The sequence below is a fragment of the Thalassospira sp. CH_XMU1420-2 genome, assembly GCF_037029325.1.
GTDB classification, from domain to species: domain Bacteria; phylum Pseudomonadota; class Alphaproteobacteria; order Rhodospirillales; family Thalassospiraceae; genus Thalassospira; species Thalassospira povalilytica.
The window spans coordinates 353,646-366,483 of sequence record NZ_JAYMEG010000003.1 but is presented as its reverse complement, the minus strand read 5'-3'; the positions used below and the strand labels follow the sequence as shown (position 1 = coordinate 366,483).

Below are 12,838 nucleotides of genomic sequence, written 5' to 3'. Positions count from 1 at the left end.
AATTCGGATCAAAGAGCCATCTCGATTGCTTGCTTGACGATGGCAAGATCGTGATCCTGCGTCCGCCAGTTTGAAAAGGCCGCGCGGAACCCGAACCGCCCGCCATAAATCGTCGGTGTCAAAAAGGTCTTCGCGCCCGCATTGATCCGGTCAAGCAAGGCACGATTATCATCATCGCTGCCAACGGATGCGAACATCGTGACATTGAGTTTCGGTTCGCGCAGCAACTCAAGTTTTTCATGCGTGCGCACCCACATGGCCAGATCGGCCGCCTGATCGCAATTGGCCCGGATGACCGCCGCCATTCCGTCAAGGCCATAGGCCATCATCGTCATCCAAAGCGGCAAGGCCCGAAACCGCCGGGAATTTTCGACGCCGCGATTGATATAGCTGTTGCCGATTGCCTTGGTCTCAAGATACGGCGCAAAGGCACGGCAGCAGGTTTCCAATACCGAAATATGCCGCGTCAGGAATATCCCGCAATCATAGGGCACATTCAGCCATTTATGCCCGTCGGACGTTATGGAATCCGCACGGTCCAAACCGGACAGAAAATGTGCCCTACGATCATCAAGTGCGGCAAAGAAACCGAATGCGGCATCAACATGCAACCATGCCCCAAATGCCGCACACAAATCGGCAATCGCATTCAAGTCATCAAAATCAGTGGCATTGACGGTCCCCGCCGAGGCAATGACAATCTTTGCGCGCGCGTCGCTGGCTTCAAGCTTTGCCCTAAGGTCAGAAAGGTCGGTTTCCTCGGTCCCCGGGAGTGTGGCGACCTTGATAAAACTGTTTCGACCAATCCCGGTTATCGACAGGTCCTTGATCATGCTCGCATGCGGACTTGCCGCAAAGATCGCAAGATCGGGCAAAACCGACGCACCATCCGCATCAATATTGACACCGACCTGCACGCCGCACCATTGCCGGGCCGTAACCAATCCCAAAAGATTGGAAACCGTTGCCCCGGTGGTCAGCACACCATCAAACCGGTCTCGGGGCAGATTGCCGATATCACACAGCCAGTTGATGACCTGTTCCTCGACGGCGGCATTGACCGATCCTTCCGGGCCGGTCGCATTCTGATCGACCGCGGATGCCAGCCAGTCACCGACAAGGGCCGCCGGGGTGGTACCGCCGGTAACAAATCCAAGATAACGGGGTCCGATTGATGCGGCGAGCAGCGGCAGAATTTCTTCCTTGGCTGCCCGCAACGCATCAAGCGTGCCGCTTCCCTGCCTTGATAAGGGGCGCGAGGGGTCAAAAGCAGAGAAATCGCGACAGGTCACATCCATGTCATCCGCCCCCTGAATAAAGCCATGGGCAACATCACCGGTTTCCACCAGGATACGGCCAAGCTTTTCAAGGTCATCAAACATGAGATGACGCGCGTCCTCAGTGGGGCTGAGTGGCGCACGATTTGAACGATAGGTCATCTTTCGTCTCCCGAAAGGATGCGGGCAAAGTCGGCCCGATCGATATTGGCCCCGGTCAGGACAAGGGCGACTTTTTTGCCAATATTGCGATCACGTTCGGCAATTGCCGCGGCCAGCGGCACTGCACCGGCCCCCTCGGCCAGCGTGTGACAGCAACTGAAATAAAGACGCATGGCATCTGCGATCTGATCATCACTGACGGCAACAATGTCGGCTGCGCCCTTTGTGATGATTTCAATCACCCTGGGGTCGGGGCTTCGACACGCCACACCATCGGCAAATGTATCAGCAACGGGTGTATTGATCACCTTTCCGGCCAGAAAAGACTGACGCACGGCATCTGCGCCACAGGCAACCACCCCGACAATTTCCGTATCAAGGCCCAACGCATCGCGCACCGCAATCAGCGAACAGATCCCCGATCCCATTCCGACGGGAACGTAAACGCGATCAAGTCCCTTGATATCGTCAAACAATTCCAGACCATAGGAAGCGACACCACGCACAAGTTCCGGATGGAAAGGCGGAACCATGACCGCCCCTTCGCTTGTGGCATAGCTATGTGCAAATTCTGCTGCGGCCTGAAAATCGTCGCCATGCTCGATCACCTCGGCACCCCAGGCGCGCATGGCCGCATTCTTTTCAACAGAATTGCCGTGCGGAACGACAATGGTTGCCGCCATTCCGAAACGACTGGCCGCATGGGCAAGACTTTGTCCGTGATTGCCCCGCGTTGCCGAAACAATACCGCGTGCAGTATCCGGCAGCCGCCCCAGATACCGGCAAAAGGTCAAACCACCGCGAATTTTAAACGCGCCCAGGCGGGTATGGTTTTCATGTTTGACATACAGGGACAATCCCGTCGCCCGATCAAGAAGCGGCCAATGGATTGTCGGGGTCGGCGCAACAAAATTATGAACAAATGCGGCCGCATCACGCAATTCGGTCAGACTGAACATTCACATTGTATCCCTGAATTCGACAGATAAAGACAATTGACCCGAACATCGATCCCGGAACCGGACGGAGGCACGATGGGAGCACGCGCCTCCGTCACGCGCGGGGTGGCTAGCCGCGCGGTGGTAACCCGCTCCAGAATGGCTTCGACAGTTCGGTGTCAATGTCTGCACGCGACAGCCCGACATCCTTAAGCATATGATCGTCAAGCAATTGTATCGCATGACGGTTGCGCGCACGCGATTGCAGACGTGCAACAAACTCGATAGCAGAGATTGCAATACCAGCCATTGCCGCGCGCCAGGTCACAGGCTTGTTGCCCTGCTTGCCCTTGGTCAGTGCGCGATCAGTGACATGAATATCGGGAAGCTGGATTGTATCGTTACAATTTACCATTTCCATCTCCTATCGGTTAATTGTCTCGATATTGTTTTGTCATTGACATTGTCATTGTGTCAATTTAAACATTGTCACCATGACAATGTGGCTCCCCAACCTTTCAGAAGCCGGCGGTCCTGTTTATCGACAGATCGCGCAGGCCATTCGCGAAGCAGTCAAGGATGGCTCCCTTAAACCGGGTGACCGACTGCCAACCCACCGCGACCTTGCCTATCATCTGGGCGTGACAGTCGGCACGATTACGCGGTCCTACCGCGAAGCGGAAAGATTGGGACTTGTCGCCGGCGAAGTCGGACGCGGGACTTATGTTCTTGATAACATTCAGTCCGAACTCGACATGGCCGCAACTGCGCCCATCCCGATGGCCTTTACCAACAACCTTGCCCAGATGGGCCGCAAACCGGCCTTTGCCCATGGTGCCGCTGATGACAGCGAAGACACCGGGCCGATCAATTTTCGAATGAATTGCCCCCTGCCCCCGCAGGAAGGTCACATTCGTCAGACATTGCTTGAAATTGCCGGCACCATGCCGATTGACGATATGGTGTCCTATAAATCGGAATACGGGGTTGCCCACCAGCGCGAAGCAATGGCCCACGCCGCCGGTCGGGTTGGACTTGATGACAATCCCGAACGCGTCCTGCCGACCGCGGGTGTCCAGCACGGCATGACCGTATCGCTTCTGGCAACAGTTCGTCCCGGCGATCTTGTTTTATGCGAAGAACTGACCTATCCGAACCTGCGCAGTTTGGCCAATTTGCTGCAATTCCGCCTGCGCGGTGTCGCCATGGATGATCAGGGCATCCTTCCCGAGGCCCTTGAAAATATCTGTCGCACGCAAAGTCCGCGCGCAATTTACCTGATGCCGACCCTGCATAATCCGCTGTGCAGCACCATGGATCAGCAACGCCGGATCGAAATCGCCGAAATCCTGCGCAAATATGATCTGACACTGATTGAAGACGGCATTTACCATTTCCTTGATCCGGACGCACCGCCCCCCCTGTCGTGCTTTGCCCCGGAACGCAGCATCTATCTTGATGGCGTATCCAAAAGCATCGGCGGCGGTTTGCGGGTTGGTTATATCCATGCACCCGGCGAAATGATCGGCAAACTGGCCAGCGCCATTCGATCGACCTGCTGGATGGTATCGACCATCAATCTGGAACTGGTCACCCGCATGATCATGGATGGCAGCCTTGCCCAATACGAAGCCTGGCACCGCAATGAAGCCGCCCAGCGTCTGGCGGTCATTCTTGGAACCCTTAAGGGATATGACGTCCGCTTCCACCCGACCAACTATCATATCTGGCTTGAACTGCCCGATCATATTGATCCGGGTGAACTGGTCATGAATGCCGCCAATAGCGGTGTTCTTTTGACCGCAGCCCAACAGTTTTCCGTTGGTCATGTGCCGCGCGGGTTGCGTTTGTGTTTCGGGGCTGAACGATCCGCCGAACGGTTGCGCCGCGGCGTACAGATTGTCGACCGGCTGCTCAAAAGCAGCGACTTCGGCAATGCTGCCGTGATCTAGGGCCCGGACACCGGATCTTGTTCCATCAACATGGCTTTGATGACGTTTGCAGGCGGCACTATCGCGCGGCAACAGCCGGGTGGTTTCGGGTTTCCTGTCGCCATTTCAACAATTTCCGCACGCAACGCTTGACCACGTGATTGCCTTGCTTCCAAGATATGCTGCGGGGCGCAAATTGCCCCGATGATTTGTTATCTTGGGCAGCAGAAAGTCAGCAGATGCCAGTTTCCCGCCTTGACGCAGAAGATTGCGGTTTTCCGCATTTCCGTATTCGCAGCCCTCATAAAGACCAGCATCCGAAAATCTTCGATTTTTCATCGCACTACCGTGCCGCAGAGGCCCTGAAATTCGGACTTTCCATGTCCGAGCCGGGCTTTAACATCTTTGTTCTTGGTCTGGATCGCGCGGGCCGCATGACCGCGACCCTTGATTATCTGAACAAGGCCATGGAAGAACGTTCAGCCCCGGATGACTGGGTTTATCTGAACAACTTTTCGCGCACCAACCGTCCGCGCCCCTATGCCCTGCCCGCGGGTGAAGGTCGCAAGCTTTTGTCTGCGATGGAAACCCTGATTTCCCATCTGCGCGAAGCATTTGCATCGGCCTTTAACGCCCCGGCCCATCTGACCGAAACCCAGACCCAGACCGAAGAAGCCCGTACCCAGCTGCGCGAAAAATTCGATGCGCTGCGTGAATATGCCCGTGAACGGGGACTGGATGTTCAGGAAAACGAAAAAGGCGTGATGATCGTCGCCCTGAACGAAGACGGCGAACCGGTATCCCTTGATGAAATCCCCAAGGAACGCCGAAACGAGGCCGAAGACGCCTTTGAAGAGGTCGCCGAAGAAGCCCGTAAAACCCTTCTTTCGACCCGCGACCTTGAAGAACAGATTGCCGATACACTCGACAGCCTGCGTCGCAGTGCCGCCAAAGTCGTTTTGAAACCGCGCATCAAAAAGCTGCGCGACAAGTTCACAAGCCCGGGTCTTAAGGCGTGGTTCGAAGCACTTGAAAAAGACATCCTTGATAATATCGACGCGTTCGAAGAAGCCAGCGATCAACCCGCCATCGAAAGCGGCGATGGCAAGATCCCGGAAACCGTCGATGATCGCTATGCGGTCAATCTTCTGATTGACCATTCGCGCGATACGCATCCCGATGTCGTTCTTGAGCCAAGCCCAAGCTACGACAATCTTTTCGGGCAAATTCAGTACCGCCCGATGGGCGGCGGCATGCATCCGCATTTCAGCCTGATCAAACCGGGCGCGCTTCATCGTGCCAATGGCGGCGTTCTGGTTCTGCGTGCGGAAAGCCTGCTTGAACATGAAGAATGCTGGGGGTTCCTGAAGGCAGCCCTGCGTGACCGCGAAATCCGCATCGAGGAAACCCACAAGGGCGGCGCTCCGACAGCCGGTGCCCCCGAACCGCGCCCGATCCCACTTGATCTTAAGGTCGTGATCGTTGGCGCGCCGAAATTCTATTACACGTTCTTTTCACTCGATGTCGATTTTCGAAACCATTTCAGGGTCAAGGCCGACATTGATGCGGATATGCCAGCCGCCGGCCGCAACATATCGATCTATACCGGCTTGTTGCGCGAATCCGCCCTCGCCCGGTCGGGCATTCCGGTCGATAACGGTGCAATCCGCCAGCTTCTGGGTCAGGCCGCGCGCTGGGCGGGTGAACGCGACAAACTGACCGCCCAGATCGAACGGGTTGAAGATGTCGCGATCGAGGCCGGCGCCCTTGCCAAGGCCGATGGTCGCGAAAGCATCCGTGCAGCCGACGTCAGACGCGCCATTGAGGAACGCCGTCACCGTAATTCCCGTCTGGAAGACAAATCGCACGAACGGGTTCAGCGCCGTGAAATCCTGATTGACAGCTATGGCGCGGTTGTTGGGCAGGTCAATGCATTGACCGTCCTGGATTATGGCGACCATGCGTTTGGCCTTCCGGCCCGTGTGTCGGCACGGTCTTATGTCGGCAGTCTCGGGGTTCTCAATATCGAACGCATGGTCGATATGTCCGGTCCGCTGCAACAGAAGTCGGTCATGACGATTGAAGGTTTCCTGAAATCGCGCTTTGCCCAGGACTTCCCGCTTTCCTTTGCCTGTAATGTCACGTTCGAACAGAACTATGGCGGCATCGAAGGCGATTCGGCTTCTATGGCCGAACTGTGCGCCATCATATCGGCAATCTCGCACGTACCGATGCGCCAGAATATCGGCATCACCGGATCGATGAACCAGTTCGGCGAAGCGCAGCCGGTTGGCGGTATTTCGCACAAGATCGAAGGGTTCTATCGGATTTGTGCCGATCAGGGCTTCACCGGGGATCAAGGCGTGATCATTCCGCAGGCCAATGCTGAAAATGTGGTCCTGCGCGAAGAAGTCGTTCAGGCAATCCGCCAGGGCAAGTTCAATATCTGGACTGTCGAACACATCAATGACGCGGTCGAACTTCTGACCGGCATGCCATCCGGCGATCGTCCGGACAGCCAGTATCCGGAAGACAGCGTCTATGGCAAAGCCATGGAACGTCTGCGCAGGAATGACCAGATATTGCGTGACCGGTATGCCTATCCCCCGCGCGCGGAGATGTAACAATGAAAGGACCACTCCACGATCAGCCAGACAATGTGGCAGCCATGCCGCATGCTGCTGGCAATTTTGATCGGCGGGGTGGTCTTTTTTCTTTGATTGGTCTGGTTGCGTTGCTGGCCTTGAATGTCGCGGTCATTTCCGACGTAGCAGCACAAACCAGCGAAATGACCGAGTTCCCAACCGGGACGGACATCATCCCGAATGATCTCCCCGCCCATGCATCACAACCGGTCTTGCGTAATCAACCGCTCAGCCTGCTTCCGGGAACGATCCCGGCCAGTGATACCGTCATTGATGACGCGGACATCCCGTCACTTGCCAATCAGTATTATCAAGAACTTACCGGCACAACGCCAAGCAGACCGCGCCCGGCGACAGTCCGCAAAATACCCGACAAGCCGACGCCATCCCCCGACACCGTCATGACCAAACCACCGGCGGCAACCAGTAACATCGCCAATCCCGCCCCTGTGGCCACCAGCCACCAAACAGCAACGACGGCTCCTGCAAAGCAGGTTACAGATACGGTTGTTGCAACACGCGCCGCGCAACCGACCGTGACGCCGCCTGAAACGGCAAAGCATGATCCAAACGGGCGTTATCTGATCCAGCTGGGTGCTTTTCGTGACACGATTTCAGCTGAAAGTTACTGGGCAAGTTTCCTGGTGCGTTACCCCACCCTGTCAAAATCGCACACCAAACAGATCGTCACTGCCAATCTTGGCGTCAAAGGGGTTTATCACCGGCTTCAACTGACCGGCTTTGCCACCTTTGATGGCGCCAAACAACAATGCCGCCAGCTGAAAGCTGACGGCACCGATTGCTTTGCATCCCATCGCTGAGCGATCAAAAGCGATCGCAGGCACCAATGGTCGGCATAATATTCTGATTTTTTTGCGGCTCAGTTTCCTGGCGACAACATGACGATCTTGTCAACGATCAGGGTCGTTGCTTCGGTACAGGTCGTCATCAATGCCATATGTCCGGTTACACGGACCTTGTCCCCCGGACGGAATCGGCTTGCCTTGTTGGCAAGCGCATAAAGCGTTCCATCTTCGGCACGGAAAGTCACACATTCGTTGCCGTGATCCGTAATTTCACCAACAACGGTAAAATTATCTTTTTGCAGGAATGAGCATGCAGACAGCGCCAGCGCAATGCCAATTACCGCAATTTTCTTAGTAAACCCAACCATCAACCGGTTTTGCATCGGTCGTTCTCCTGTGCGTGAACGATTCTCTTTGGACACAAATTCTTTCGTGCCACGTTAAGGTTCTTGTAACGCGATCAACGATACAACGATAGACATCCTTTTAAGGGTTTCACCATCCAATGTCATTGATTACAAGACGGCACATGGAAAAGTCGCAGATAGAATTGCTCATGGAACTTGCCGCTGATTTTCAGCAGCAGACCGCGATTAACAATCGCGCCAGTGAGGTTACCGAGCAAAGTAATGCTCTGTCGACTCTTGTTGATCTGGCGCGTGATATGCAAAACCGCCTGGACCAGCAGCAGAACCGCATTCGTCAACTTGAACTGATGGTCGAAACCGACGAGTTGACCGGCCTTTATAACCGCCGTGGTTTCATGCGGCGTACCCGCGAAGCATTGGCACGCGCGGCACGCACTGCCGAACGCGGCCTGATGGTGATTGCCGATCTTGACGGATTCAAGGAAATCAATGACGAACATGGTCATGCCGCCGGTGATGCTGTTTTGCGCCATTTCGGACAGAATCTGCGCACCCATACCCGTTCCGATGACTTTGTCGCACGGTTTGGCGGGGATGAATTCGCCATTCTGATGACCGGAAGCAGCCCGGAAGCTGCCCAGAAACGCATTGCACAGCTTCAACAGGCAACCGTGCGATTCCCGCTGATCTGGCAGGGAAAGGCATTGGCGATCAAGGCAAGCTTTGGCTACACGGTTTATAATGCCAAAAGTGACATTTCGGACCTGATTCGCGCCGCCGATCAGGCGATGTATGTCCAGAAGCATGCCGCACGTGAAAAAGCCATTCCGTCCAAAAAAGACAACGACGCGGCCTAAGCCGCGCCTTGTTGCATTCTTTCCAGTCTTTTCACGACTTTACAGCTGTCTCGGGGACCGATTTTTCCCGCTATCGGGGCAATCTTTTGTGGCTGCCCGTTTTTTTTGGCTTATGAAGTGCAAATCCTTCATATCCTTAGTAAGATCGCTATCTGATAATGGCGGCAAATGCTGCAACAAGAATGATCAGGCGGCTTGAGAATGACGGTTCACAAATGACAGACAGCACCAGCTATTCTGCGGAAACAAATGACCAGGACCTTTTGGCCGCCATGGCGTTTTGCTGGGCCGACATGCTGCTGGAAGTGGATGAAAACGGCTATATCCTGTTTGTCGCCGGTGCAACCGAAAGTCTTTTGGGCTGCACGCCGGACCGGCTGATTGGCGAGGCACTTGAAAAAATTGTCGTCAAATCGGAACGCCCGCTCCTGCGTGCCTATCTGCATACAAGCAACGGGCTCAAACGCCTTGAAGAACTTGATCTGGATTTCCAGCTTTGCGAAGCCGATGATCAACCCGTTCAGGAAGCGGTTCCGCTGTCGCTAAGCGGTTATATGATCGCCGATCCGTCAAGCCGCTATTACATCGCCGCCCGTCATCGCGCCATTCGTCCCCGTGCACGATCAGGGATTGACCGCATCATTTTGCAAAACGCGGTCATCCGCCAGAATCAGCAGGCCGAAACGCGGCAAACCGCCCTTCTCAGCAACAAGGATGCCGGGTCGTATCACAGCGAAGCACTGGTGGTTCTTGAAAACCTTGCGGCATCGCGATCACAGGCGGAAACAGCGGCGACCAATGAACTGGCACGCCTGATCGGCATCGGGGCCAAACGGCTGTCATCACTAAGTGCATCGGACCTTGTTGCCCCCGGCCGGTCGGCAAAAATTCATCCGGTTGACGAGCCGATGATTGAACTTGAACGGCGGATTGTTGCCTATGCCAGTGCGCTTCGTGCCGATCTTGAAGAACCGGTGACCGGCGGGACGCAGGAAGAGACATCTGCTCCGGCCGGTGGCGGACTGGCATCCCTGACCAACAATCCCGGTTCTGGCGAAAAGACGAGCCGGCAAAAGAACGCCAATGACCTGTTTGGCAGCGATTATGAAAGTGCACGCAACATTCATCATTTCGATACCGACAATGACGAAAATGATCGCGATACCAACCTTACCCGCGCGGTTGCCTATGCGCTTAATCGCATGCAGCGCAAGGCACAGAACGATGTCACTGCCGCGCGTCTTTCGGCTAGCCTGCCGCATCTGATCAATGAAACGCTGAAATCGGTGCGCGCTTTTCGGGAAATTGTCGAAAACGGGTCATTTGCCGTCGCCCTGCAACCGATTGTCCATTTGCGCAGTCAGGAAATGCATCATTTTGAGGCCCTTGCACGCTTCAACATTGGCAACAGCCCACTTGCGGTTGACCAGATCATCCATTTTGCCGAGGGCACCGGCCTGATTACCGAATTTGATCTGGCGATGTGCGGCAAGGTTCTTGATCATCTGCGCGACAATGCACAAAACATCCCCCATCCGGTTGCCGTCAACCTTTCGGGCCATTCACTTGAACAGGCGGGCTTCCTTCCGGCTCTGGCGGAATTGCTGGATCGTTATGACATCGCGCCGCACCGGGTGCTGTTTGAAGTAACCGAAACATCGCGCATTCGTGCCCTTGATGACGTCAATAACGGCTTGCAGGTGCTGCGCGAACGCGGCCATGAAATCTGTCTTGATGATTTTGGTGCCGGGGCTGCGAACTTTGAATATCTGAGCGCGCTTGACGTCGATATCATTAAATTTGATGGCGGAGCCATGCGCACCGCCCTTGCCAATCCCAAAGGACGTGCTTTCCTTAAGGCGACGGCCCTTCTTTGCAATGATCTTGGCATCCACACCATCGCCGAAATGATCCATGATCAGGCCAGCTATGAGATGGTCCGTGATCTGGGCATTGACTATGGTCAAGGCTATCACCTTGGCCCGCCCGTTACGATCAGCAGCAAAGCGTGTTTTGAAAAACTGCAGTCGGGCAAGTGCGATACCGACGCCGGAGAAAATGATTTGAACATTTCGACTGCAACAGGAGGAAGCCTATGACGCCGCGCCATCCTGTTGATGCCCCCGTTGATGCCAGAACCGCTGCAACCGACCCGCAAGATGATCTAACCAGATATGATGCGGATGTGTTTACCCTTGATCCCAAGGTGATGGCACAGGCCGAGGCACCGGTCATTGTGATGGATTCACATGGTGTGCCGCTTTTTGCCAACAAAAATGCTGTCGGCTTTGCCAAAGGCATCCGTGACGGGCTGTTCCCTGAAATCTATCAGTTGATCCGCCGTACCCTGACCACGCCGGGCGGGGTCGTCGAAATGATGACATTTGAAGTACAGCGCGGCACTGCGACGCTCGAACTGACCGCCCTTCCGACCACCAACAATCAGGTGATGATCCTGCCGCGTGATGTCAGTATGGATCGCAACCTTCGCGAAGCATTGATTGATTCGCGCCAGCGATACCGCGACATTGTCGAAGTATCATCGGCCTTTGCATGGGAAACCGACGACACGGGGAAATTCATTTTCGTGTCGCCGCGCGGTGCGCTGGGATACCGTGCCGATGATATCGTCGGACGGTTTCCGCAAAACTTTCTTCTCGATACCGCCGATCAGGACAGCGAGCATGTGTTTCGCAGCCAAAAGGCCGTGCGCGATGTTCCGGTCTGGTTCCGCCGGTCCAACGGCAAGGATGCCTGTCTTTCGGTATCCTCGACCCCGGTTTATTCGCGCGATGGACGCTGGACCGGGACGCGCGGGCTTGCCCATGACATTACCGAACAGCGCCGCCGCGAAAGCGAAGTCGCAACAGCGCGAAACCGCGACCGCCTCATGACCTATATCGTGCGGACCATGCGTGATGAAATCGATCCGCTTCTGGTTCTTAAGGGCGCGTCCGAGGCCAGCACGCGTGCCCTTGCCTGTTCAAACTGCATCATTTTCAAACGCAATGATGAAACAGATGAACTTGAAATTGCAGCAGGCGACGAAAACCCCGAAGCCAGCCACATTGCAAAACAGGCCTTAAGCCAGTTGCAAAATTCGACCGATACCTTTGATGCCCATATGGGCCAGTATCGTATTCATGCCCTGCGCTGCCACTATCATCAGCGCAACAACGGCGCCGTGATTTTCCTGTTTTCCGCCGATCACCCCGAACCGACTGACGGCGAACGTGCCATCATGACCGAAGTATCCGATCAGGTCGGCATTGCCATTGAACAGGCCATCCAGCATGAACGCATCCTGACCCTGTCACGGACCGATGGGATGACCGGGCTTTTGAACCGTCGCGCATTCTTCGAGGAACTCAAACGACGCCACAGCCGTCTTCAGCGTGAACGCGCCCCGGCTGCCTTGATGTATGTCGATATGGACAACTTCAAGATGGTCAATGATATCCACGGTCACCAGACCGGTGACGAGGCCATCCTCGCCCTGACCCGTGTTCTTCAGGACAATGTCCGCCCCGCCGATCTGATTGCCCGTCTTGGCGGGGACGAATTCGTACTGTGGCTCGAAGGTGCCGATGTCTCCGCGGCTTCAGGACGCGCACGGCTGTTGATGAAGGAAAGCGCGATCCTTGGCCAGTATTCGGGCGACAAGGATCACCCGCTTGGAATATCGGTCGGGATTGCTGTTCATGAACCAGGTTCGAAAGAAAACCTGCAGCAACTTGTACAACGCGCAGATCAAACCATGTATCAGGTCAAGAAACATGGAAAAGGTCGCTTTGGCATCGCTGCCGCACCCGGCTCGGAAGAGCCGGCAAAGATCGAAGATTAGGAGGAATGCC

10 protein-coding genes are annotated in these 12,838 nt (G+C 55.3%); 6 read left to right on the top strand and 4 right to left on the bottom strand.

The window, feature by feature from the left end; genetic code table 11:
* Window positions 1-8: 8 nt before the first annotated feature.
* The 3 genes from WA429_RS11365 to WA429_RS11355 all read right to left on the bottom strand — a co-directional run bounded on the left by WA429_RS11365 (window position 9) and on the right by WA429_RS11355 (window position 2,792).
* Window positions 9-1,439, bottom strand: a complete 1,431-nt coding sequence (locus tag WA429_RS11365) for a pyridoxal phosphate-dependent decarboxylase family protein (protein WP_287466129.1) — start codon at window positions 1,437-1,439, stop codon at window positions 9-11.
* A complete protein-coding gene (locus WA429_RS11360) occupies window positions 1,436-2,398 on the bottom strand; it encodes a threonine dehydratase (protein ID WP_068519333.1) in 963 nt (320 codons plus the stop codon). Before WA429_RS11360 ends, WA429_RS11365 begins: the two co-directional genes overlap by 4 nt.
* 109 nt (window positions 2,399-2,507) lie before the next feature.
* A complete protein-coding gene (locus tag WA429_RS11355) occupies window positions 2,508-2,792 on the bottom strand; it encodes a DUF1127 domain-containing protein (protein ID WP_286884816.1) in 285 nt (94 codons plus the stop codon).
* 79 nt (window positions 2,793-2,871) lie between these two features.
* Between WA429_RS11355 and WA429_RS11350 the strand changes: the two genes are divergently transcribed.
* From WA429_RS11350 to WA429_RS11340, 3 genes are all read left to right on the top strand, one after another.
* A complete protein-coding gene (locus tag WA429_RS11350) occupies window positions 2,872-4,329 on the top strand; it encodes an aminotransferase-like domain-containing protein (protein ID WP_287466128.1) in 1,458 nt (485 codons plus the stop codon).
* Window positions 4,330-4,547: 218 nt separating this feature from the next.
* Entirely contained in the window at window positions 4,548-6,932 is a 2,385-nt protein-coding gene (locus WA429_RS11345) for a Lon protease family protein (RefSeq protein WP_206927483.1), read from the top strand.
* Window positions 6,933-6,934: 2 nt separating this feature from the next.
* Window positions 6,935-7,774, top strand: coding sequence for an SPOR domain-containing protein (locus WA429_RS11340; RefSeq protein ID WP_287466125.1), 840 nt, complete (start codon window positions 6,935-6,937; stop codon window positions 7,772-7,774).
* A gap of 59 nt (window positions 7,775-7,833) precedes the next feature.
* Here WA429_RS11340 and WA429_RS11335 read toward each other — a convergent pair whose 3' ends face one another.
* Window positions 7,834-8,142 carry a DUF5818 domain-containing protein gene (locus WA429_RS11335; protein ID WP_068519328.1) on the bottom strand — a complete coding sequence of 103 codons (309 nt, stop codon included), beginning with the start codon at window positions 8,140-8,142 and terminating at the stop codon, window positions 7,834-7,836.
* A 173-nt stretch (window positions 8,143-8,315) separates the two neighbouring features.
* Between WA429_RS11335 and WA429_RS11330 the strand changes: the two genes are divergently transcribed.
* The 3 genes from WA429_RS11330 to WA429_RS11320 all read left to right on the top strand — a co-directional run bounded on the left by WA429_RS11330 (window position 8,316) and on the right by WA429_RS11320 (window position 12,828).
* Window positions 8,316-8,984 (top strand): GGDEF domain-containing protein, encoded by a 669-nt coding sequence (locus WA429_RS11330; protein WP_287466124.1) that lies wholly within the window; start codon window positions 8,316-8,318, stop codon window positions 8,982-8,984.
* Window positions 8,985-9,199: 215 nt separating this feature from the next.
* Window positions 9,200-11,083, top strand: coding sequence for an EAL domain-containing protein (locus WA429_RS11325; RefSeq protein ID WP_287466122.1), 1,884 nt, complete (start codon window positions 9,200-9,202; stop codon window positions 11,081-11,083).
* Window positions 11,080-12,828, top strand: coding sequence for a bifunctional diguanylate cyclase/phosphodiesterase (locus WA429_RS11320; RefSeq protein WP_287466120.1), 1,749 nt, complete (start codon window positions 11,080-11,082; stop codon window positions 12,826-12,828). Before WA429_RS11325 ends, WA429_RS11320 begins: the two co-directional genes overlap by 4 nt.
* Window positions 12,829-12,838: the final 10 nt, after the last annotated feature.